Source organism: Stenotrophomonas sp. NPDC078853 (genome assembly GCF_044901215.1).
GTDB lineage: Bacteria > Pseudomonadota > Gammaproteobacteria > Xanthomonadales > Xanthomonadaceae > Stenotrophomonas > Stenotrophomonas lacuserhaii.
Genome location: NZ_JBJDOQ010000007.1, coordinates 31,981 through 54,422 on the forward strand (window position 1 = coordinate 31,981; position 22,442 = coordinate 54,422).

General features: G+C 67.4%; 22 protein-coding genes. 9 read left to right on the forward strand and 13 right to left on the reverse strand.

Features of this window, described 5'->3' with window-relative positions; all coding sequences use genetic code 11:
- Positions 1 to 304: 304 nt before the first annotated feature.
- Positions 305 to 715 (reverse strand): classical arabinogalactan protein 4, encoded by a 411-nt coding sequence (locus tag ACI2JH_RS09255; RefSeq protein ID WP_101100267.1) that lies wholly within the window; start codon positions 713 to 715, stop codon positions 305 to 307.
- 174 nt (positions 716 to 889) lie between these two features.
- On the opposite strand from ACI2JH_RS09255, the gene msrB reads away from it, so the two are divergent.
- The 5 genes from msrB to ACI2JH_RS09280 all read left to right on the forward strand — a co-directional run bounded on the left by msrB (position 890) and on the right by ACI2JH_RS09280 (position 4,150).
- Entirely contained in the window at positions 890 to 1,357 is a 468-nt protein-coding gene (gene msrB, locus ACI2JH_RS09260; protein WP_042612775.1) for a peptide-methionine (R)-S-oxide reductase MsrB, read from the forward strand.
- 100 nt (positions 1,358 to 1,457) lie between these two features.
- The gene (motA, locus tag ACI2JH_RS09265; RefSeq protein WP_101100140.1) at positions 1,458 to 2,312 is read left to right on the forward strand and encodes a flagellar motor stator protein MotA; all 855 of its coding nucleotides are present in this window, start codon (positions 1,458 to 1,460) and stop codon (positions 2,310 to 2,312) included.
- A gap of 3 nt (positions 2,313 to 2,315) precedes the next feature.
- Complete coding sequence (gene motB, locus ACI2JH_RS09270; protein WP_101100139.1) at positions 2,316 to 3,278, forward strand: flagellar motor protein MotB; 963 nt, start codon at positions 2,316 to 2,318, stop codon at positions 3,276 to 3,278.
- A 63-nt stretch (positions 3,279 to 3,341) separates the two neighbouring features.
- Positions 3,342 to 3,854, forward strand: a complete 513-nt coding sequence (locus ACI2JH_RS09275; RefSeq protein WP_404736024.1) for a hypothetical protein — start codon at positions 3,342 to 3,344, stop codon at positions 3,852 to 3,854.
- Positions 3,855 to 3,871: 17 nt separating this feature from the next.
- Positions 3,872 to 4,150, forward strand: a complete 279-nt coding sequence (locus ACI2JH_RS09280; RefSeq protein ID WP_042612771.1) for a DUF4031 domain-containing protein — start codon at positions 3,872 to 3,874, stop codon at positions 4,148 to 4,150.
- 21 nt (positions 4,151 to 4,171) lie between these two features.
- On the opposite strand, the gene ACI2JH_RS09285 is transcribed toward ACI2JH_RS09280, so the two are convergent.
- Positions 4,172 to 4,714: a hypothetical protein gene (locus ACI2JH_RS09285; protein WP_042612770.1), complete on the reverse strand. Its 543-nt coding sequence runs from the start codon at positions 4,712 to 4,714 to the stop codon at positions 4,172 to 4,174.
- 147 nt (positions 4,715 to 4,861) lie between these two features.
- Between ACI2JH_RS09285 and ACI2JH_RS09290 the strand changes: the two genes are divergently transcribed.
- Positions 4,862 to 5,113 carry a DUF3297 family protein gene (locus tag ACI2JH_RS09290; protein ID WP_042612769.1) on the forward strand — a complete coding sequence of 84 codons (252 nt, stop codon included), beginning with the start codon at positions 4,862 to 4,864 and terminating at the stop codon, positions 5,111 to 5,113.
- Between the two features lie 108 nt (positions 5,114 to 5,221).
- Here the strand turns inward: ACI2JH_RS09290 and ACI2JH_RS09295 are convergent, their stop codons facing one another.
- The 3 genes from ACI2JH_RS09295 to ACI2JH_RS09305 all read right to left on the reverse strand — a co-directional run bounded on the left by ACI2JH_RS09295 (position 5,222) and on the right by ACI2JH_RS09305 (position 10,942).
- Positions 5,222 to 6,868, reverse strand: a complete 1,647-nt coding sequence (locus ACI2JH_RS09295; RefSeq protein ID WP_182657225.1) for a Na+/H+ antiporter — start codon at positions 6,866 to 6,868, stop codon at positions 5,222 to 5,224.
- A gap of 115 nt (positions 6,869 to 6,983) precedes the next feature.
- Positions 6,984 to 7,793 carry a class III extradiol ring-cleavage dioxygenase gene (locus ACI2JH_RS09300; protein ID WP_101100266.1) on the reverse strand — a complete coding sequence of 270 codons (810 nt, stop codon included), beginning with the start codon at positions 7,791 to 7,793 and terminating at the stop codon, positions 6,984 to 6,986.
- A 191-nt stretch (positions 7,794 to 7,984) separates the two neighbouring features.
- On the reverse strand, positions 7,985 to 10,942 hold the full coding sequence (locus ACI2JH_RS09305) for an EAL domain-containing protein (protein WP_404736025.1): 2,958 nt from the start codon (positions 10,940 to 10,942) through the stop codon (positions 7,985 to 7,987).
- A 305-nt stretch (positions 10,943 to 11,247) separates the two neighbouring features.
- Here ACI2JH_RS09305 and ACI2JH_RS09310 point away from each other — a divergent pair, with 305 nt between their 5' ends.
- The gene (locus ACI2JH_RS09310) at positions 11,248 to 13,365 is read left to right on the forward strand and encodes a M13 family metallopeptidase (protein ID WP_404736026.1); all 2,118 of its coding nucleotides are present in this window, start codon (positions 11,248 to 11,250) and stop codon (positions 13,363 to 13,365) included.
- A gap of 44 nt (positions 13,366 to 13,409) precedes the next feature.
- On the opposite strand, the gene ACI2JH_RS09315 is transcribed toward ACI2JH_RS09310, so the two are convergent.
- Positions 13,410 to 14,330 carry an oxygenase MpaB family protein gene (locus ACI2JH_RS09315; RefSeq protein ID WP_404736027.1) on the reverse strand — a complete coding sequence of 307 codons (921 nt, stop codon included), beginning with the start codon at positions 14,328 to 14,330 and terminating at the stop codon, positions 13,410 to 13,412.
- A 318-nt stretch (positions 14,331 to 14,648) separates the two neighbouring features.
- Between ACI2JH_RS09315 and ACI2JH_RS09320 the strand changes: the two genes are divergently transcribed.
- Positions 14,649 to 15,263, forward strand: coding sequence for a hypothetical protein (locus ACI2JH_RS09320; RefSeq protein WP_042612764.1), 615 nt, complete (start codon positions 14,649 to 14,651; stop codon positions 15,261 to 15,263).
- A gap of 3 nt (positions 15,264 to 15,266) precedes the next feature.
- Here the strand turns inward: ACI2JH_RS09320 and ACI2JH_RS09325 are convergent, their stop codons facing one another.
- From ACI2JH_RS09325 to ACI2JH_RS09355, 7 genes are all read right to left on the reverse strand, one after another.
- Positions 15,267 to 15,608 (reverse strand): hypothetical protein, encoded by a 342-nt coding sequence (locus ACI2JH_RS09325; RefSeq protein ID WP_182657231.1) that lies wholly within the window; start codon positions 15,606 to 15,608, stop codon positions 15,267 to 15,269.
- 33 nt (positions 15,609 to 15,641) lie between these two features.
- On the reverse strand, positions 15,642 to 16,412 hold the full coding sequence (locus ACI2JH_RS09330) for a LytR/AlgR family response regulator transcription factor (protein ID WP_404736028.1): 771 nt from the start codon (positions 16,410 to 16,412) through the stop codon (positions 15,642 to 15,644).
- Positions 16,402 to 17,661, reverse strand: a complete 1,260-nt coding sequence (locus ACI2JH_RS09335; protein ID WP_101099825.1) for a sensor histidine kinase — start codon at positions 17,659 to 17,661, stop codon at positions 16,402 to 16,404. The genes ACI2JH_RS09330 and ACI2JH_RS09335 overlap by 11 nt, the downstream gene beginning before the upstream one ends.
- Positions 17,662 to 17,981: 320 nt before the next feature.
- The gene (locus ACI2JH_RS09340; protein ID WP_404736029.1) at positions 17,982 to 19,631 is read right to left on the reverse strand and encodes a M28 family metallopeptidase; all 1,650 of its coding nucleotides are present in this window, start codon (positions 19,629 to 19,631) and stop codon (positions 17,982 to 17,984) included.
- Between the two features lie 89 nt (positions 19,632 to 19,720).
- The gene (locus ACI2JH_RS09345) at positions 19,721 to 20,965 is read right to left on the reverse strand and encodes an RNA polymerase sigma factor (RefSeq protein ID WP_404736030.1); all 1,245 of its coding nucleotides are present in this window, start codon (positions 20,963 to 20,965) and stop codon (positions 19,721 to 19,723) included.
- A 2-nt stretch (positions 20,966 to 20,967) separates the two neighbouring features.
- Entirely contained in the window at positions 20,968 to 21,390 is a 423-nt protein-coding gene (locus ACI2JH_RS09350; protein ID WP_404736031.1) for a VOC family protein, read from the reverse strand.
- Positions 21,391 to 21,430: 40 nt separating this feature from the next.
- Entirely contained in the window at positions 21,431 to 21,850 is a 420-nt protein-coding gene (locus ACI2JH_RS09355; protein ID WP_319275347.1) for a YciI family protein, read from the reverse strand.
- A gap of 207 nt (positions 21,851 to 22,057) precedes the next feature.
- Here ACI2JH_RS09355 and ACI2JH_RS09360 point away from each other — a divergent pair, with 207 nt between their 5' ends.
- Positions 22,058 to 22,435, forward strand: a complete 378-nt coding sequence (locus ACI2JH_RS09360) for a YciI family protein (RefSeq protein ID WP_404736032.1) — start codon at positions 22,058 to 22,060, stop codon at positions 22,433 to 22,435.
- The last annotated feature ends 7 nt before the right edge of the window (positions 22,436 to 22,442 follow it).

Sequence of the window (22,442 nt, forward strand, 5' to 3'; positions counted from 1 at the left end):
TGGGGGGGCGAAAACAAAAAACCCCCGCCCCCCCCCAACCCCGCCCCCCATGGGGGGGGGCAACCCTTTGTTCCCTGGCCCACCTTGGACCTGCCTAGGGGGGGGGGGGGGGGGGTTCGTGGGAACGCTCATCCGCATGGATGCGGATGGCGAGCCTACAGGGACGTACTTGCGGCGATTCCCACGAACCCACCCCGCCCCGCCAACGCAGCAGCCCTGCAGCTCTTGACGTTGACGTTGGCTCTGGCTTGAAAGGCAGGTGCCGGGCGCAGCCCGGCAAACAAACAAACAAACAAACCCAACCCTACGGCTTGATCCTGGCGTCAGCACCCTGCGGCACGCTGTCGTGATACCGCCCCGTGCGCGAATCGAACACCCGGTTCGGCCCCGCCGGCTTCACCCCCGGAATGATCCGCCCGTCGCGGTCATACACCTTCGCCGGGGCCGTGCTCGCCGGCGGCGCCACCACCTTCGCCGGCCCGGTGCTGCGGATCGGCCCCGCCGCTGGCGGCGGGCTGGCAATCGGCCGCGGGGCCTGCACCGGCGACGGCGGCGAAGGCTGCACCACGCGCGGCGGCTGTGGAGCCGGCGGCGGTGGCGGCGGACGCACCGTGGTCGCACTGCGGGTCGCCGTCGGGCTGGACGGCGACGCCAGCTGCGCCGACGCCAGCGCCGGCACCAGCAACGCAGACAGCAGGATCAATGAACGCTTCATGGCAGCCCCCGGTAGTAGTTCAGCGCAGCGTGCGCCGCCTCCCGTGTGCCTGCCATGAACAAAGCCCCCGCCAACCGGCCGCGCCCCGCCAGCAGGCACTCCGTGCGCTGTCCACCCGCTTGCATGCCCGGCCCCACGCCCCCATCTCCGCAGGCATCCCCCAGGAGATACCGCATGAGCGCCTTCGACCTCACGCCCCCGACCGACGCGCAGCGCCAGGCACTGGAATCCTCGCTCAGCCCCGACGAAGCCCGCGTGCTGCTCCAACACGGCACCGAAGCGCCGTTCTGCGGCGTGTTCCTCGACAACAAACGCGATGGCGTCTACTGCTGCCGGCTGTGTGCCCTGCCCCTGTTCCGCTCCAGCACCAAGTTCGATTCCGGCACCGGCTGGCCCAGTTTCTTCGCCCCGTTCGCCCCCGAACACGTGCGCGAGATCCGCGACATCAGCCACGGCATGATCCGCACCGAGATCACCTGCGCCCGCTGTGGCAGCCACCTCGGCCATGTCTTCCCGGACGGCCCGCCGCCCACCTTCGAGCGCCACTGCCTGAACTCCGTCTCACTTTCGTTCACCGAGAACGGCGCGTCCTATGACGATCCACTGCAGCGGGGCGGCGCCGAAGCCGAACCCGCCGGCTGATCCGCGGCGGCAGGCCCGCTGACGGATTTCACATATTGCCTCTTCAGAAACCGCGTGAACGCGCCGTTAGGGAGATACCCCCTTTCCCTGCGTCGCGTCCATGCTCATCCTCATCGGCTTCCTCGTCGTCATCGCCAGCGTGCTCGGTGGTTATCTCGGCGCCCACGGACGACTGGGCGCGCTCTGGCAGCCCTACGAGCTGGTGATCATTGGTGGCGCCGCCGTGGGTGCGTTCCTGGTCGGCACCCCGGCAAAGACCGTCAAGCAGACCCTGAAGGCCAGCGTGGCCGTGTTCAAGGGCCCGCGCTACAAGCAGCAGGACTACATCGACGTCCTCAGCCTGGTGTACGAGCTGCTCAACAAGGCCCGCCGCGAAGGCTTCATGTCGTTGGAAGACCACGTGGAGAAGCCCGGCGAAAGTCCCATTTTCGCCAACTACCCCAAGGTCCAGGCCGACCACCACCTGGTCGACTTCATCACCGACTGCCTGCGCCTGATGATCGGCAGCAACATCGAACCGCACGAACTGGAACCGCTGCTGGAGCTGGAGCTGGACAAGCACCATGCCGAAGCGCTGGCGCCGTCGCAGGTCATCACCAAGGTGGCCGACGGCCTGCCCGGCTTCGGCATCGTGGCGGCGGTGCTGGGCATCGTGATCACCATGGGTTCGATCGGTGGCCCGATCGAAGAAGTCGGCGCGCACGTGGCCGGCGCGCTGGTCGGCACCTTCCTCGGCATCCTGCTGGGCTACGGGTTCGTCGGCCCGATGGCCGCGGCGATGGAAGCGCGCGCCGAGCAGGACAGCCGCATCTACGAATCGGTGAAGACCGCCCTGCTGGCCTGCCTGCGCGGCTACAACCCGAAGATCGCGCTGGAATTCGCCCGCAAGACGCTGCCGTCCGACGTGCGCCCGGCGTTCTCCGAATTCGAGCAGCACCTCAAGACGGTCAAGTAAGCCATGAGCGAGACCAAGCCCACCGTCATCGTCCGCCGGGTCAAGAAGAAGGGCCACGCCGCCCACCACGGCGGCTCGTGGAAGGTGGCCTACGCCGACTTCGTCACCGCGATGATGGCCTTCTTCCTGGTGCTGTGGCTGGTGGCGTCCACCAGCAAGCCCGAGCGCGGCGCCATTTCAGAATACTTCCGCAATCCCAGCCCGTTGTCGGGCACCAGCAGTACGCCGGCACCGGGCATGGCGGGGCCGGGTGGCGCCAGCACCTCGATGATCAAGCTGGGCGGGGCGGCCGATGTCAGCCGTGGCACCAGCAACGATCCCTTCCAGAACCAGCAGGAAAGCATTCCCAAGGCCGTCGACCCCGACTCGCGCCAGCAGGAAAAGAAGCAGCTGGAAGCGCTGATGCAGGAACTCACCGAGGCCATCAGCAAGAGCCAGGCGCTGGAACCGTTCAAGGACCAGCTGCTGCTCGACCTGACCCCAGAAGGGCTGCGCGTGCAGATCGTGGACAAGCAGAACCGGCCGATGTTCGACCTCGGCGGGGCGGCACTGAAGCCGTATACGCAGACCATCCTGCGCGAACTGGCGAACTACCTGAACCACGTGCCGAACCGGATCAGCCTGACCGGCCACACCGACACCGCCGCGTACAGCACCCAGCACGGCTACGGCAACTGGGAACTCAGTGCCGACCGCGCGAACGCGGCCCGCCGCGCGCTGGTGGACGGCGGACTGGATGAGGCCAAGGTCACCCGCGTGGTCGGGCTGGCCTCTTCGGTGCTGTTCGACAAGACCAACCCGGCCAACCCGATCAACCGCCGCATCAGCATCGTGGTGATGACCCGGGATGCCGAAGCTTCTGCGCTGGCAGGCGCCGGCTCCCCGGTCGCGTTGTCGCCCGCAGTGGCCGATCCGGACGTGCAGGCCGCGCAGGTGCCGGCCGTGGTGGGTGACGCCGCGCCATAGCGCCAAGCGCGCCCTGCGCTGGGCCATTACAATGGCGGTCTTCCCTTTTTGCAGGCTCCCACCATGTCCAAGCTCTCCAAAGCCAAGCGCGACAAGCGCAAGAAGCAGCAGCCCAAGCGCGCCTTCGCCCGCCTGAGCGACCAGCAGCAGGTGCAGAACCACGCCGTGCTGACCAACGAAGAAGGCCAGGTGGTCGCGGCCATCGGCCTGCAGGGCCGCCAGTGGCTGCTGTCGATCGGCGGCCAGACCATGGGCAACGCGGATGATCCGATGCCGATGCTGGCCATGCTCAAGCACCTGGCCAACGTGCAGGGCAAGGAAGGCCGCAAGGTCGACCTGCAGTACTCCGAAGGCCTGGGTGAGCTGATCAAGGTCATGGCTGCCGAAAAGGAACTGGACGCCGATGCGTACCTGGACCAGCTGGCCGCCGAGTTCGACAACATCGATGCCGAAGACGCCGCCGAAGGCGAGGCTGCACAGGACCTCACCGACGCCGAGGCAGCCACCGAGGCCCCGGCAGACGCAGAAGCGGAAACCGAAGCCGACGCCGACGCCGACGACAAGCCGAAGGCCTGAAGGGCCTCCGGACCCCGGTGACGGTCTACGTCGACGACGCAGTACAGGCCTGGCGCGGACAGCGCTGGGCCCACCTGATGGCCGACACCCTGGCCGAGCTGCATGCCATGGCGGCGCAGCTCGGCATCCCGCGTCGCGCGTTCCAGAACAAGTCCAGCGGCGCGCACTACGACGTCACCGTGGCCCTTCGCGAACAGGCGATCGCGCTCGGCGCGCAGCCGATTTCCCGGCATACCGATCGCGAACGGGTCAAGGCGGTGATCGCCAACGCCCGCGCGCAGTACCAGCCCGAGTAGCGAGCACAGGATCCGGCCCGGTCAGAACGGATCGCTGCCCAGCCGCACTTCAACGTTCAGCAGCGAACACAGCGCCAGCATCGCGTCGTCGTCGCGGGTCAGCGCCATCCAGCCGGTGAAACCGTCGCTGCCGGCATCCACGCTCCACAGCGTGTAATTGTTCTCGCGCAGGCGGTCGAAAGCGGTGGACATCAGCTGCACGCCATCCAGCCCGATGCTGAAGTCTTCGTCGTCCAGGTCGCCGCCCCAGTCCACCTGCAGGTTGAAGCGCGCCGACAGCTCGTTGACCGCCGACATCAGCGATTCCAGGTCATCGCGTTCCACCTCGAAGCCGCTCTGCCAGCCGATCGCGGTGAACAACGGCGGGATCCAGTCGCTGTCCGGCTCCAACGGCTCGCCCTGTTCGGCCAGCAGCTCGCGCCAGCGGTTGAACTGGGCCAGCGCCAGCTCTTCGTCGCCGGGATTGATCAGCACCAGCAGGTTCCATGCACGCGCCTCGAAATCGTCCTCGTCGTAGTCGTGGGCGTCTTCTTCGAAGTCGAAATAATCGCTGTTGTCGGGCATGGTCGTGGTCCTGCGGGTACGGTGCTGTGGCACGCATTCTGAGGCCTTGCGGCCGCCGCCGGAAGCATCGGCGTTGGGTCGCGCGCCGCGTACAGGTATCCTTCACCCCATGAAGCCGGCCTTGGTGGCCGTCACAGTGAAGCTGAAATGAGCGATACGCCTCCCGACCACCTGGCCATCAACCCGGCCAGCCCCCACCACGATGCGCAGGCGCTGGAGCGCGGCGTCGGCGTGCGCTTCAATGATGTCGAGCGCACCGATGTCGAAGAATATTCGGTCAGCGAAGGCTGGATCCGCGTGCAGGCGGGCAAGGCGCGCGACCGTCGCGGCAACCCGATGACGCTGAAGATCAAGGGCAGTGTCGAAGTGCGCTACCTCGACCTGAAGCCGCAGGCCTGAGGCCTGCTGGACGGGCCTGCGGTAGCGCCGAGCCATGCTCGGCGGGCTGTGTCAGGCACCGCGGCAAGAGCCGCCGAGCATGGCTCGGCGCTACCGCCAGCATGCCCCTCACTCCCTCTGCCGCGATTCCAGCAGGTCCAGGTTGCGGATCAGCTTGCGTGATATCTCATCGGAGATCAGTCCGCGACGGGTCAGCCGGAACAGCTCCTCGCGTTCGGCGTTCAGCCCGGCGCCGCGCAGCTGGCGGTAGCCGCGTTCCATCCGCCTGACCTTTTCCGGATCCGCATCCGGGCCATGCTCTTTTTCCAGGTTGCGCTGGTACAGCAGGCTCACCCGTGATGCCGCATCGTTGTACAGCTGCACGTTGTCGGTGGTCTGGTTCTGCACCAGCTGCTGGCGCATCCGCTCCACCCCGGCCAGCGCCGCCTTGGATGCCAGCTTGCGCGCTACGTCCTCTTCCTTGCGCTCGCCCGAATCGGCCGGCAACTGCAGGCCTTTCAACAACTGCGGCAAGGCCACGCTGGCGCCCACCAGCGAGAACAGGATCACCGCCGCGGCCAGGAAGATCACCAGGTCACGCGCAGGGAATGGATCGCCGCTGGGCAGGAACAACGGCAGGGTCAGCACGCCGGCCAGGGTAATCGCCCCGCGCACGCCGGCCACCGAGGTCGCCACCACGATGCGCCAGCTGGGCGCCTGGCGCTGCTCGTCGCCGCGACGCCGCGCGCGCAGCAGGTTCCAGCGCAGCGACAGCCATACCCACAGCAGGCGCAGCAGGATCAGCGCCAGGTTGATCACGATCACGTACACCGCCAGCCACCACGGACTCTGGTGGCCGCTCTCGCTCATCGTGGCCACGGCACGCTCCACGATGCCCGGCAGCTGTTCACCCAGCAACACGAACATGATGCCGTTGAAGCTGAACTGCAGCATGTTCCACACCGCCGAACGCTGCACGCGCATGCTGCCGGACACGCGGCCGGTCAGCTCCACGTAGCTCATCGTGATGCCCGCCGCCACTGCCGCGAGAATGCCCGATGCGTTGACCTCTTCAGCCAGCAGATAGGCCGCGAAGGGAATCAGCAGGTTGACCAGCATCGCCGCGCCCGGCTCCTCGCCGAAGCGGCGCCACAGCCAACGCTGGAAGGTGGACACCCCCAGGGTCACCGCCACGCCGACCGCCAGCCCGGCCGCAGCCACCCACAGGAAGGTCATCGAGGCGGTGGCCAGCGAGAACGAACCGGTCATCACCGCAGCCACCGCGAAGCGGAAGCAGACCAGGCCGGAGGCATCGTTGAGCAGCGATTCGCCTTCCAGGATGTGCATCAGCCGCTTGGGGATCGGCGCCTTCGACGCGATCGCGCCCACCGCCACCGGATCGGTCGGTGAAATGATCGCCGCCAGCGCGAAGCACACCGCCAGCGGCATCACCGGGATCATCCAGTGGATCAGCAGGCCGGCGCCGATCACCGTGAACACCACCAGCCCGAAGGCCAGTTCCAGGATGGCGCCCTTGTCGCGGAACAGCCCCTGCTTGGGGATGCGCCAACCGTCCAGGAACAGCAACGGCGGCAGGAACAGCAGGAAGAACATGTCCGGGTCGAGCGCGTGCCCGCGGTTGAATACACCGGCGATCACCGCGCCCAGCGCGATCTGCACCAGCGGCAACGGCAACGAAAACGGCAGTACGCGGACCAGGTAACCACTGGCCACGACGGCGACCAGCATCGCCAGGACCACTTCAATGGTGTGCATGCATCATCCAGATGACGGCGCCAACGGGGGAAGGATGGCCATGCGGCCAAGGCGCCAGTGACCGGAAAAAACTAGCACAGCACGGCGATCAGGCCCACGCCTGCATCGAGCGGACTCAGCGGGGCGACAGCAAACCGCCAGCCCCGTCGAAGCGGTAGAGATCCATCGCCAGCATGCCGGCATCGATGCCCGCATCGATGCGCCGTGCCCCCAGTCCGCCCTCCCCTGCCGCGCCGATGGCGAAGTGCAGCGGCTGCAGATGTTCATCGCTGGGATGCGCCTGCACGGCACCCGGCGCCTGGGCCCGGTAATCGAGCAGGGCATCCACGTCGTCAGCGGCCAGGCGCTGCTCCACCCAGCCGATGAACGGCCGCACGTAGGGCGCTTCCTTGCCGTCCTGGTAACGGCGGAAATCGTGCAGGTTGTGGGTGATGCTGCCCGAGCCCACCAGCAGCACGCCCTGTTCGCGCAGCGGCGCCAGCGCCCTGCCCAGCGCCAGCTGGTGGGCCGGACCCAGCTGCGGCTGCAGCGACAGCGGCACCACCGGGATGGAAGCGTCCGGGAACAGGAAACGCAACGGCACCCAGGCGCCGTGATCCAGCCCGCGGCTGGGATCCAGGCGCGCCGGCAGGCCGGCATCCAGCAGCAGCTGCTGCACCTGGGCCGCCAGCTCCGGCGCACCCGGCGCCGGGTACTGCAGGCGATACAGCGCCTCCGGGAAGCCGCCGAAATCATGGATCGTCGGCGGCAGCGGATGCGCGCCCACCAGCGGTTGCGTACTCAGCCAGTGCGCGCTGGCGATGACGATGGCGCGTGGGCGTGGCAGATCGGCCGCCAGTTCGGCCAGCCGCTGTCCGACCAGTCCGGGCTGCAGCGCGGTCATCGGCGAACCATGCGAGATGTACAGGCTGGGCAGGCGGCGCACGGCGGACTCCTGATAGGACATCGCTCAAGCTTAGTGCCAGCGGCCCGCGCGAAAAATACGTTGCACCGAGCCGGTTTGTTGCAGGAACGGAAACAATGGACACCTTTGCGGCCAGCTTCGAACGGTAGCGCCGAGCCATGCTCGGCGAGCGCTCCGCGCGGTGCAGGCATTCGGCCGAGCATCGCCCGGCGCTACAGAACCACTTCCACCGCGTCCAGTCGCTCGATCACCGTCTTCAGCGGCGCCGGCCGGCCAAGCAGGTAGCCCTGCACCTGGTCGCAGCCGTGCGCGGCCAGCCACTGCAGCTGGCCCGGCGTCTCCACGCCTTCGGCGATGATGGTCAGGCCCATGCTGTGGCCCAACGACAACAGCGCGCGGCAGATCGAGGCATTGCGCGGATTGATCTCCACATCGGCGACAAAGCTGCGGTCGATCTTCAGGATGTCCAGCGGCAGGTGCTGCAGGTAGGACATGCTGGAAAAACCGGTGCCGAAGTCATCCAGCGACACGCAGATGCCCTGTTCGTGCAGCCGCTGCATGGTCTGCATCGCCTGGGCCGGCTTGCGCATCAGGCTGCTCTCGGTGAGCTCGACCTGCAACGCACCGCGTGCCAGCCCGAACTCCTCCATCGCGCGGCCGAACTCGCCGACCAGGTCGCTGTTGAAGAACTGCACCGCCGATACGTTCACCGCGATCGGCAGGTCGGCCCAGCCGGCATCCACCAGTTGCCGCTGGGCCTGCGCGGCAGCACGGATCACCCAGCGCCCCAGCGCCAGGATCAGCCCGGTGTCTTCGCACAGCTGGATGAAATCGCCCGGCGGGATGAAGCTGCCATCGGCCTGTGGCCAGCGCAGCAGCGCCTCCAGCGCGGCCGGCGTACCGTCGCTGGCGTGGCAGATCGGCTGGAAATAGAGTTCGAATTCGGCATCGATGGCGTTGTGGATACGGCCGGCCAGCCGCAGCCGCTCGGCCAGGCGTGCATTGACGCTGGGGTCGAAGCGCGCCAGCACATCGCCTTCGGCGCGCGCGCTGTGCGCGGCCTGCGCCGCCATGCCAACCACCTGCGCCGCCAGCAGCCCATCACCCGGCGCGTGCACGGCCACGCCGATGCTCGGCTCGAACTGGTGCAGCGAGTCCTGCCCGCGCACCGGCTCGGACACGATCTGCACCAGTGCATCCAGCGCGTTCTGCGCATCGTGGGCATCGCTGAAGGCAAACACGAAGTCTTCAGCCGGCTGGAAGGCCAACCAGCCAAACCGCGCGCCCAGTCCGCCCAGCCGCGTGGCCATCGCCTGCAGCACCGCATCACCGATGTCATTGCCCAACGCATCGGAGATCAGCCGCAGCCCACGCAACTGGATGAAGGCCACCGTGTAGCCTTTGCCGCACTCGTCCAGCGCTTCGGCCAACGCCCGCGTATTGAGCAGGCCGGTCTGCGGATGGTGGCTGGCGTGGTAGGCCAGCTCGCGCTCGTAGGCCAGCCGCTCGCTCACGTCTTCAGCCAGCACCAGGCAGGCCGCGCGTCCATCGAAATCCAGCCGCGAAAGATGCGCCCGCACCTCGAACACGGTGCCGTCCTTGCGCTGGTGCAGGCGGATTTTCGCGTCCTGCACCTCGCCGATGCGGGCTTCAGCGATCGCCCCGCGGATCTCCTCCCAGCCTTCGCGCGGCCGGATGTCCAGGATGCTCATCGCCAGGAATTCTTCGCGCGTATAGCCGTATTGGCTGACCGCGGCCTGGTTGACCTCCAGGAAGCGCAGCGTATCCGGGTCGAACACCCAGAACGGCGCCGGATTGCGGTCGAACAGCAGGCGGAACTGGCGTTCGGCCTGGTCGGCGCGCTCGCGTGCCAGGTAGCGTTCGCTGATGTCGGTCATCGCACCGATCATCCGCCGCTGGCGATCGCCGATAATCACCCGCCGACCGCGTGCGGACACCCAGCGCACGTCGCCGCCCGGCAGCACGATGCGGAACACCTCGTCCAGCACCGCATCACCGGCGAATGCCCGGTCGAATGCCGCCTGCATGCGCACGCCGTCTTCGCGGTGCACGCGCTGGAAGAACTCGGACAACGGCAGCGCATCGACGTCAACGCCGAAGATCTCCCGAGCCAGCGGCGACCAGTGCAGCTGGCAGGCATCTTCATCCACGTGCCAGGTGCAGACATGGCCCACCTGATGGGCCAGCAGCAGCTCGGCGTGGCCGGTGCGCAGTTCCTCGGCCAGCACATGCTGGCGCCGCGCTGCGCGGCCGACGCCCCACACCAGGCCGGCCAGCAGCCCGCAGTACAGCAGGAACATCGCCACCGAGGCGTACACGTAAGGCCACCATGCGGCCAGCACTTCGCGATGGCCCAGCCCGGCATACACCGCAAGCGGATACTGATGCAGCGTGCTCATCGCCGATATGCGTGCCACCCCGTCGACCGGGCTGGTTTCCACGCCCAGCGAACGCACCGCGTCACTGCCCAGCGTCTCGCGGTGGGCCAGCCCGAAGCGCTGCCCCACCACGTTGCCGTCCATCGGTGAGCGCGCCAGCACATGGCCTTCCACATCGCTGATCGACACCACCCCGCGCGTGCCGATATCCAGCCCGCCGATGATCCGCTGCAGTTCACTGGTATGCAGGCGCACCAGCAGCCAGCGGTCCTGTTCCAGCTGCAGGGCCAACGGCAGCACCCAGTTCAAGCCGTCGCGTCGCTGCGGCGGCCCCAGGTACAGGTCACTGCCACTGCCACGCCGTTGCCCGTCCACCCACAGCGGCAGCTGCAGGTCGCCGACGCCGCTGGTCAGCGCGCGGCCGTGCTGGTCCACCACCACGATGCTGTCCAGCTCGGCATGCCGGTGCAGCACGCCGGCGATGTTCTGGTCCAGCAGCTCCGGTGCTTGTCCGGGCACGCTGCGGAACAGTTGCGCAGCGTCTGCGCCGACGCCCTGCATCGCCCGTTCCAGGTTACGCATTTCCAGCCACAGCAGGCGCTGGCTGCCCACGGCCAAGGTGCGGCTCTGGCGCTGGGCAACGTCCTGCCGGCGCTGGAAGTCACTGGCCAGCATCGTCGCCAGTCCGGCGGCGAACAGCAGGCCGAGCAGCATTCCACCCCACAACAGGGCACGCTGCGGCCGAACCAGCATGCGGCTCAGTGCGGCCATCGATGGCAACGTCGGCTGTGGTGGCCTGGTGCTCTCATTCGCTAACGTTTTCCTGTGATCCAGACCTAAGCGGCCGCGGATCGGCTTTCTTGACCGTGCTGTCCACTCTCCGGGGGTACCACGTCGAACGCGCTTCCTCCCGGCCCCGTCGTGCAGCATGCATCAGGCCGATGACGACAGGAAGAGTGCCCGCGCCTGTTCAGCCAGATCCGGCACACGCCGCGCCCGGTTTCGGTACGGTTGCCGTTGCAACCAGGCCCACCAGCAGGGATTAGACTGGCGGTTTCCCGTCGCCCGAGTACTTCATGCCTACGTTGCGTCGCGCTCCCCTGCTGCTGGCGATCACCGCCAGCCTGTCCCTTTCGCTGGCTGCGTGCAGCGGCGACACCCCGCCCAGCGCGCCCGCTGCGCAACAGCAGGCAGCGGCCGAGCAGGCGCCCGGGCCGCAGCTGGGCAGCTTCGGTTTCGACGCCGACGGCATGGACCGCAGCATCGCCGCTGGCGACAACTTCTTTGATTTCGCCAACGGCACCTGGGTCAAGAACACCGAAATCCCGGCCGACCGTTCGCGCTTCGGCAGCTTCAACGTGATCGCCGAGAAGACCCAGGCCGACACCCGCGCCATCCTGGAGGGCGCCGCCAACAACGCCCAGGCCAGCGGCGAAGACAAGCTGATCGGCGATTACTACGCCGCCTTCATGGACGAAGCCGGGATTGAACAGCGCGGGCTGGCGCCGGTGCAGCCGCAGCTGCAGGCGATCGACGCACTGGCCGACAAGGCCGCCCTGGCGCGGGCGCTGGGTGCCGACGTGCGCGCCGACGTGGACCTGCTCAATGCCACCAATTTCTATACCGACCGCCTGTTCGGCCTGTGGGTGTCGGTGGACCTGCTGCAGCCGGCACGCACCGCGCCCTACCTGGTGCAGGGCGGCCTGGGCCTGCCGGACCGTGACTTCTACCTCGGCGATGGCCGCATGGCCGAGCTGCGCCGGCAATACCAGGAATACATCGGCCAGGTACTGACCCTGGCCGGCGTTGCCGATGCAGGTGCCAAGGCGCAGCGCATCGTCGCCCTGGAAACCAAGATCGCCAAGGCGCACGCCACCCAGGAAGAAACCAACGACGTGGCCAAGGGTGCCAATCCGTGGACCCGCGAAGACTTCAGCGCCAAGGCACCCGGCATGGATTGGGCTGCGTTCCTGGAAGCGTCCGGACTGTCGCAGCAGCAGGACTTCATCGTGTGGCAGCCGAAGGCCGTGGCCGGCCTGTCGCGGTTGGTCGCCACCGAGCCGCTGGAGGCCTGGAAGGACTACATGACCTTCCACGCGCTTGACCGCGCAGCCCCTTACCTGCCGAAGAAGTTCGCCGATGCGCGCTTCGCCTTCCATGGCACCGCGCTGAGCGGCACCCCGCAGCAGAGCGATCGCTGGAAGCGCGCGGTGGACGATGCCAACCATGCCATCGGCGAGGCCATCGGCAAGCGTTACGTGGAAAAACACTTCGATGCGAAGACCAAGGAACGTGCCGACGAAATGGCGAGGAACATCATCGCCGCTTTCGGCAAACGTATCGATGCACTGGACTGGATGTCTCCGCAGACCAAGGCCAGCGCCAAGGCCAAGGTCGCCGGGCTCAAGGTCGGCATGGGCTACCCGGACAGCTGGCGTGACTACAGCGGCCTGGAGATCAAGCGCGATGATCCGCTCGGCAACGCGCAGCGCGCCGAGCAGTTCGAATACCAGCGCAACCTGGCCAAGCTGGGCAAGGCGCCGGACCACGGCGAGTGGGCGATGCTGCCGCAGACCATCAATGCGATGAACGTGCCACTGGAAAACCGCCTGGTGTTCCCGGCCGCCATCCTGCAGCCGCCGTTCTTCGACGGTGCGGCCGACGATGCAGTGAACTACGGCGCCATCGGTGCGGTGATCGGCCATGAAATCAGCCACGGCTTCGACAACGCCGGCGCACTGTTCGATGAAACCGGCCGCCTGCACAACTGGTGGACGCCGCAGGACCTGGAGAAGTTCAACGCGGCCGGCGACGCGCTGGCGGCACAGTTCAGCAGCTACGAGCCGTTCCCCGGCGTGCACGTCAACGGGCGCCTGTCGCTGGGCGAGAACATCGCCGACGTGGCCGGCCTCGGCACCGCCTACGATGCGTACCAGCTGTCGCTGCAGGGCAAGCCGGGCGAAACGCTGGAAGGTTTCACCCCGGACCAGCGCTTCTTCCTCGGCTTTGCCCAGGCATGGCGCAGCAAGAGCCGCGAACAGGCACTGCGCAATTCCCTGCTGACCGACGTGCACGCGCCGGGGCAGTTCCGTGCGCTGACCGTGCGCAACCTGGATGCGTGGTATCCGGCCTTCGAGGTCAAGGAAGGCCAGAAGCTGTACCTGGCACCGGAAAAGCGCGTCAAGGTCTGGTAAGCAGCAGGTCTCGGCGGGTGATCCGGCCTGGTGGGTGACGACTGTCAGTCGTCACGCCCTCCCCCAGGCCACACCTTCAACACCCCCACCCCGACCCCCATCCGCGCACACGCGCGGCTGGCCAGGCCATCCGGCAAGGCGCGGCGAAACAACGGCGCCGCGCCCTGCAGCACGCGCATCGAAGCGCGCGCCTGCAGCCGTTGCCGCGTTCCCTGTTCCAGCATCTCGCCTGCCCACGGCGGCAGCAGCGCCGCCGCCGCCCCCAGGAACACATCGCGCGAGAGGCCCGGCACCGGTACCGGCAGCCGCACCGACTGCAATACCTGCAGCACCTCGCGGGCCCGCTCATCCAACCGCAGCTGCGGTTGCTGCAGCGCAAACCAAGCGTCCACTTCGGCTTCGCTGCGCGGCACGCCGGTGGCGCCCAGCGCCTCGGCCACGCGCCGGTATTCATCGTAGTAACGGTCGGCCAGCGGCCCGGGCACCGCACGCCCGTAGCGACGGAAACCCTGCAGGAAGCCATACGCCTCGGTCACGTGCACCCACGTCAACAGCTTCGGATCATCCGCCGCGTAGGGCACGCCATCCACGCTGCCACGTACGTTGGCATGGATGCGGCGCACACGCGAAACCAGCTTTTCCACCTCGGCTGTCGGCGCGTAGGTGGTGCCGGCCACGAACGCGGTGGTGCGGCGCAGCCGGCCGACCAGGTCTTGGCGGAAATTGGAATGGTCATACACCCCGGCCAGCGCACGCGGATGCAACAGCTGCAGCATCAACGCGCACAGCCCGCCCGCCAGCATCGAAGGCAGTTCGGCATGCACCCGCCAGGTCATGCTGTCCGGCCCGAACCAGCCAGGGTCGCCCGCCGGGTGGTCGTAGTCGATGCCACTCTGGCCGCGCGGGAAGGCGTCCAGTACCCAGCGGCGGATCGGGGCGGTCAGCGGAGAGAGCGGAGAAGACATGCGGCGGCTCAAGACTCGTCGGGTCGGCGCAGATTGCGCGTTTCCGGCCCATTGTCGGTCATCGGCGGTGACTGGACGCCTCACGGTGTCCGCCGCAGCGAAGGATGTGCGGCCGCAGCACGTTTTCCACTGCGACATCTTGTCGCAGGCCATCCCGCCGATGCTGCATCGCATCACGCCCGTCGGCTGCCTACGTATTCATCCCGGCCGCCCGCGCGATCTTCGCGCCGCCCTTATTGCACCCCTCGCTGGAAGTGCTAGAACTGAATCCGCCTCACCGCTCAACGCATCGCCGCACGTTCCAACAGGGAGCCCGCCATGATTGCTTTGTTCAAAGGTCTAGGATTGTTGTTACGCGACAACGAGCTGTACCACAGTCCGTTCGAAAAACAGGTCGCCCATTGGCGCGGCATGAGCGAACAGCAGATCCGCGACGAGGTCGCCGTGCTGGCGCAGGCGAAGTGCCAATGGCTGATGGCCTCCATCGTCGGCTGGCAGGCCTCCTCCCTGCTTATCCTCGGCCTGATCGCCAACTACCTGTGGCGCGATGACTTCCATATCACCTTCACCCGCGTGGTGATCATCATCGGTTCGTGGGTCTCGATCCTGTTCGTGATCTGGTTCATGGCCAACATGTTCGACCAGCAGGCCGGCTTCGAGCGCTGGATGAAGGCCTTCAACAGCCGCGCGCGCATTACCTCCAGCGCCGACAGCGTGGAATGCGTGGCCGATGCGCTGGGCATGGCCGAGCACTATCCGGAAGTGCTGGATTACAAGCAGGCCGTCACCAGCCGGCGTGAGCTGCGCCACGAAGACATCCGCATCATGACCGAGATCGGGCGCATGCGGCAGCACAGCGAACTGGTCGGCCGCCTCAACCACGTCGGCGAAACCAGCAGCCATCGCGACCTCACCCTGCAACCGGCCTTCTGACGGTTACTGGCAGGGGACGCTGGCGCTGCTGCTGACGCAGGTCCTGAAGCCTTGTGGCAGGCCTTCCCGCTTCTGCGTGTGGCCAGCGCGGATGTCGAAGGCCTGCAGCATGCCGCGTTCGCAGCGCTGCTGGCCGTCGCAGGTTTCCTTGAAGACCTGGTAATAGCAGCGCCCACTGGCGCTGCGGACGCAGTTGAACGACGCGCTTTCCGCGCGCACCGAGGTGCGGCTGAACAGCTGGTCGATGCCCTGTTCGCTGATGCGGGTGATCGAGGTGCTGGTGACCTTGTCCTGGCAACCGAACAACGACAGCAGGCAACTCAGCAGGGTGGTGAGATAACGCATGGCACGGTCCTTCCTTGTTGGCCCGGGGCGGCTTTACATGCCGCGGAACAGGCTCATGAACGGTTGACTGACGGTGAGCGTTTCAGGCCGGTCGCGCAGGCGCAGCACGCCGCGTCCGGTGTCATCGCGGCTGACCGCCGCCACGGCCTTCATGTTGACGATGGTGGAGCGATGCACCTGCCTGAACTGCCGCGCATCCAGCGCCTCCAGCAGCTCGCGCAGCGGGGTACGCAACAAGCTTTCGCCGGCCGCGGTAACCACCGTGGTGTACTTGTTGTCCGCGCGGAAATACACCACGTCTTCGAGCATGATCAGCACGGTATCGCGTCCATTGCTTGCAGTGATCCAGGCCAGTGGCGGGGCGTCGGCGCGCGGTTGCCCGTTGCCAAGACGCTGCAGCAGTCGTTCCAGCACGGCATCGTCGTTGCGCGCTGAAGGCAGGCGCGCCAGCAGGCGCTCGCGCGTGGCCAGAAGGCGCTCGTCGCTGACCGGCTTGAGCAGGTAGTCCATGGCGCCTTGTTCGAAGGCATCGATGGCGTACTGGTCGTAGGCGGTGACGAACACCACCTGCGTGCGCGGGCTCAGCTCGCCCATCGCGCGCGCCACCTGGATGCCGCTGATGCCGGGCATGCGGATGTCCAGGAAGGCGATGTCCGGTTGCTTTTCGGCCAACTGCTCCAACGCACTGGCGCCGTCCTCGCACTCGGCCACGATGCGCAGCTCCGGCCACAGCCGGCGCAACTGCTCCACCAGCGCACTACGCAGCAGCTCTTCGTCTTCGGCGATCAACGCATCAAGCGGCATGGCGCGGCTCCTTGGCAACCTGCGGCAGGGTCATGGTGGCGGCCACGCCACTGGGGAAATTGGCGACGATCGCCACCCCGGCCTGTTCACCGCAGGTCAGGCGCAGGCGTTCGCGCAGGTTCTTCAGGCCGATGCCAGTACCGCTGGTGCCGTGGCCGAAGCCCAGGCCGTCGTCGGCCACGGTCACGGTGACGTGGTCATCGAAGGCCCGCGCGATGATCCAGATCGTGCCGCCGCCGGGCTTGGGTTCAAGGCCATGCTTCACCGCGTTTTCCACCAGCGTCTGCAGCGCCATCGAAGGCAGCTGCACGCTGTGCAGCGCATCGGGCACCTGCACGTCCACGCCCAGCCGGGCACCCATGCGGATGCGCAGGATTTCCAGATAGGCACGGGTACGCTCGAGCTCCACGCCCAGCGTGGACACCGACTCGTCCATGCTCGGCAACGAACTGCGCAGGTATTGGATCAGGTGGCCCAGCATCACGTCCGCACGTGCCGGATCGGTGCGCGTCAGCACCTGCGCATTGGCCAGCGTGTTGTACAGGAAGTGCGGTTCCACCTGCGCGTGCAGCAGGTTCAGGCGCGCGACCGAAAGTTCTTTTTCCACGTGGGTCTGTTCGGCGGCGGCCTGTTCGTCGCGACGCTGGTCGGCCACGCGGCGGCTGACGGCTCGGGTCACGGCCTCGGCGTTCTCGTAGTTGCTGCCCTCATCCAACGCCAACAGGTCGGCCCACCAGCCGGCATCGGGTTCGAACAACAGCGTCACCGTGCTGGTGCCCTGGCCCGGGGTGATCGTCGCCAGGATGCTGTTGCGCTTGATCGCCAGCCGCGCCGGCAGGTTCCAGCGCGAAGGCTGGCGGCCATTCCAGGGATCCACCCGGCGCACGTACGCACGCACCTGCAGGCTGCCCGATGCGCTCTCGATGTCTTCCACGCGCGGCAGCTCGGCAATGGCCGATTCCAGCAGGGCGAAGGCCGGGCCGGCATCCATCGGCAGCTCGATCTGCCGGCGCTGGCGGCTGGACAGCGTGCTGCCGTCCAGCTTGCCGGCCACCAGCCACACCCGACGCACATGGGTGATCGCGCTGCCCAGCGCGGACAGCATCAGGAACATCGCCAGCAGCCCGAACACCCAGCCCGGACCATCGTTCATGCCGCTGAAAAGCCCGCTCCAGACCATGCCGGCCACGATCAACGCCGCCGTCCAGGCCAACAGGTGTCGGAAGATCAAGGAGACGCTGGGGAACACGGAGGCTGCCTTAACGAAGGAATGGGCCGAGCATAGTGCGCCAGCCCACCACCGCAAGCACCCGGCGACGAAAGCCGGGAATCAGCCGACCAACCGCCACCTGGCAGTGACGGCCGCTGGCCGTCATCCCTTTGCCCCGGTGGGTGACGGCCGCTGGCCGTCAGCCCTTTGCCCAGGTGGGTGACGACCGTTGGTCGTCACGCTGTTCCCCCGGTAGTGACGGCCGCTGGCCGTCAGCCCTTTGCCTTGGTGGGTGACGACCGTTGGTCGTCACGCTCTTCCCCCGGTAGTGACGGCCGCTGGCCGTCAGCCACCCCGCCTCAGCGGCGCTGCGCAGCACTCTGGTCGCGCACCGCGCGGAACGCTTCTTCGGCGTTCCAGTTCGGCCACGCACGTGAGTTCGCCAGCTCGCTGCCCAAGGTGTACAGCACCTCCAGGTCACGCGCGGCGCCAGCGAACTTCCAGTCCGGCTGCCACTCATCGCCCTGCTGGTGGTAGCGCTTGGCGGTGTAGTCGTCCGATGCCTTCCTGCCCGCCGCGATACCGCCGTCCACCCAGTCCTGCCCGGCCGACCAGGACAGCGCCGGTACGCCACGCTTGGCGAACGGGAAATGGTCGGAGCGGAAGAACAGGCCGGCTTCCGGCTTCGGATCCGGCGTATAGCGGATGTCCCAGCGCTGCGCCACGGCCTTCAGCTGGTCCAGCAGCTCGAAGCGCGCGGTGCCGTAGATGCCGAAATCGCGCGACGGACTGAACGGCGCCATGCCATCCATGTTGATCACCGCCACGGTCTTTTCCAGCGGGTACAGCGGATGGGTCGCGTAGTACTCCGAACCCAGCAGCCCCTTCTCTTCGGCAGTCACCGCCAGGAACAACAGCGAACGCTGCGGCCTGGGCGCCTTGGCGAAGCCCCGTGCCAGTTCCACCAGCGACGCCGTGCCGCTGGCGTTGTCCAGCGCCCCATTGAAGATGCGGTCACCGCGGGCATCCGGCTCACCCACGCCGATATGGTCCCAGTGCGCGCTGTACACCACCGTTTCGTCAGCGTGCTTGCTGCCTTCCAGGCGCGCGGCCACGTTGTGCGAGGTGATCACCTCGGTCTTCACCGCGTACTTCGCATCCAGGCTGGCGCCGGTCAGCGGCACCGGCTTGAAACCGCGCTGCTGCGCCTGCTGCTTGAGCGCCTCGAAATCCAGGCCGGCCGAGCGGAACAGGTCCACCGCGAGGTCGCGCTGGATCCAGCCTTCCAGCAACGGGTGGCTTTCGGCCGGCGTCTCACGCACCACGTCGAACATGGTGTTGGTGTTGGATCCGGCCACGGTGGCCCAGCCATACGATGCCGGCGCGGTCTCGTGCACGATCAGCACACCGAGCGCGCCCTGGCGTGCGCCTTCTTCGTACTTGTAGGTCCAGCGACCGTAGTAGGTCATGCCCTTGCCGTCGAAGTCGCCCTGGCCGGTCTCGAAGTCCGGATCGTTGATCAGCACCACCGCGATCTTGCCCTTCAGGTCCACGCCCTTGAAGTCATCCCAGTTCTTTTCCGGTGCCTTCACGCCGTAGCCGAGGAATACCAGCGGGGCCTTGCTGATGTCGACCTGGTGGGCACCGTTCATTGCCGCGCGAACGGCGATCTGCTTGCCCTGTTCCAGCGGCACGGCCTTGCCGCCCTGCTGCAGGGACAGCTGCGGGGTGCCGACGATGTCGCCCTTCAGCAACGGCACGGCCTGGGTCCACAGGCGCTTTCCGTCCTGCAGGTCACCACCGGGCTGCAGGCCGGCGGCAGCGAACTGCTGGCTCAGGAAGGCGATGGTCTTCGCCTCGCCGGCGGTGGCCGGTGAGCGGCCTTCGTAGGCATCGGAGGCCAGTTCCTTGACGTCGGCGGAGATCCGCGCGCCATCGAACTTGGGCGTCGCCGCCATCACCGCGGTGGACACCGACAGGGCCAGCACGCTCATTACCACTCGCTTCATTGCTCTCTCCAGCAGGGACTGCGACAAGACCTCGAGTGTAGCCGCTGCATGCCCCGGTAGTGACGGCCGCTGGCCGTCAATCCCAAGCGTCACCCAAACGCATCCGCGCGCGCCACCAGCGCCTCGCGTTCGCGCGCGTTTCCACTCAATCCAGCCGCGTGCAGGAACGCCGCACGCGCATCCTCATCACGCCCCAGCCGGGCCAGCACTTCCCCCCGCACTACCCACAACGGCGCATGTGCCTGCAGCCGTGGTTCCAGCAGCAGCGGCTGCAGCTGCCCCCAGGCCACCAGCGGGCCCTTCGCGCGCAGCACCGCCACCACCCGGTTCAACGCCACCACCGGGCCCGGCTGCACCTGCAGCAGACGGTCGTACAGCGCCGCTATCGCCGCCCAATCGGTGTGCGCGGCAACCCGCGCACGTGCATGGCAGGCCGCGATGCCGGCCTGCAGCACATAGCGGTCGTCGTCACCGCGCAACTCCCGCGCACGCTGCAGTGCCGCCAGCCCACGCTCGATCTGCAGCCAGTCCCATCGCGCGCGGTCCTGCTGTTCCAGCAGCACTGCACGCCCGTCCGTATCGGTGCGCGCGGCGCCGCGCGAGGCCTGCAGTTCCATCAGTGCCAGCAGCCCGTGCACCGCCGCATGCGCAGGCAGCCGCGCCACCAGCACCCGCCCCAGCCGCAGCGCCTCCTCGCACAGCGCCGGGCGCATCCAGTCTTCGCCGTGGCTGGCCGCGTAGCCCTCGTTGAATACCAGGTAGACCACTTCCAGCACGGAGTGCAGACGCCCCGGAAGCTCCGCGCTGCGCGGCACCTCGAAGGCCACCTGGCTGCGTTCCAGCGTGCGTTTGGCGCGCACGATGCGCTGGGCGATGGTCGGCTCGGGCTGCAGGAACGCGCGGGCGATTTCCTGCGTGGTCAGCCCGCCCAGCAGGCGCAGGGTCAGCGCCACCCGCGCATCGGCCGACAGCACCGGATGGCAGGCCACGAACACCAGTCGCAGCAGGTCATCGCCGATGTCATCGCCCAGCGCATCGTCGTCATCCGGCGCTGACGCTGCGGCTGGATGCAGCATTTCGCCCCATTGCGCATGCTGCCCGGCAATCCGCTGGCGCTGGCGCAGCACATCGATGGCACGGTTGCGCGCAGCGGTCATCAGCCAGGCTCCTGGATTGTCCGGCATGCCCTCCAGCGGCCAACGCTCCAGCGCGGCCAGCCAGCAGTCCTGCACCAGCTCCTCGGCCCGGCCGATGTCACCGCCCAGCACGCGTGCCAGGCGCGCGATCAGTCCCGGCGACTCCATCCGCCACAATGCCCGCAGTCGCTCCTGCATGCTCAGGGCGTCTTCATGCAGTTGACCATCCACGGCTTGCCATAGCGGTCCTGCAGCATGCCCCAGCGATGCGCCCAGAACGTTTCGGACATGGGCATGTGCACCACCCCGCCTTCGGCCAGCGCGGCGAATACCCGCTCGGCTTCCTCCGGGGTATCCACGTCCACGTTGATCGTGGTGCTGCCACCGCCCTCCTCGCCCGGGCCGTCGGCGGCCATCAGCACCGCCGTGCCCACCTCCAGCTGCGAATGCGCGACATGATCCAGGGTCTCCGGCGGCATCTCGTTGCAGCCGGGCGAACCGTCGGAAGGCGGCATGTCGCGGTACTGCATTTCCGCAGTGACCTTGCCGCCCAGCGCCTGTGCATAGAACGCCATCGCTTCGTGTGCCTGGCCCTTGAAGCCAAGGAATGGAATCAGTTTCATCTTCGATACTCCCGTGCAAGCGTGGATGGATGGAATGCTCTCAGCGCGCGGCGCTCTGTTCGCGCAGGCGCTGTTCCTTCTCGCGCAGTTCGGTGGTGAAGGCCTCGCCGAAATCTTCTTCGGCCATGATCGGCCGCAGTTCCAGCACATCGCCCGGCGCAAAGGGAGCGCGCTGCGCCCACTCCAGCGCCTCGTCCAGCGAGCGCACCTGCCACAGCCAGAAGCCGGCCACCAGCGAGCCGGGATCAGCAAACGGACCGGCCTCGACCTGCGGCGGCGTCGCATCGCCAAAGCGCACGCGCTTGCCTCGGGCGCTGGCATGCAGGCCTTCCCCCGCAAGCAGGATCCCGGCGCGCACAAGCGCTTCGTTGAAGTTGCCCATGGCGATCATTTCATCGGTGCTGGGCAGGGTGCCCGCCTCGATCCTGGCATTGGATTTGACGAAAACCATCACCTTCATGTCTACGCTCCCAAAGCAGCCGGTAGTGCCCGGCCTTCATGATGTCGACGAACCACGGGCAGGGAAATCGACATCCCCCGCAAACGCTGGATCACCCGCCATCCGGTCACGTGCAGGGCCATGCAGCACGCCCCGATGCGGCGCCGCAACACAGCCTGGCGCGGGTCTGCGCGATCATGGGCACCCGCCGCCAACGGACGTCCCCCCATGCCGCAGTACGCCCTGCTGATCTACATCGACCCCGCCCTGCTGGGTGCCCTGCCCGGCGAGGAATTCGATGCGCTGATGCGCGCATGCCTGCAGCATGCCGATGCCCTGCAGGCCGAAGGCACGCTGCTGGCATCGCAGAAACTTCAGTCGATCGAAGAAGCCCGCACGTTGCGGGTACGCCGTGGCGAGGAACGCGTACTGGACGGGCCCTTCGCTGAAACCCGCGAACTGCTGGCCGGGTTCAACCTGATCCAGGCACCCGACCACGAGAGCGCCCTGCGCATCGCCCGCAGCTTCCCGTGGGCACGCTTTGGCAGCATCGAAGTGCGCCCGTTGGAGGACCTCGACGCCGAACGGCTGCGCGTCGGCGCCTGAGCCGAGG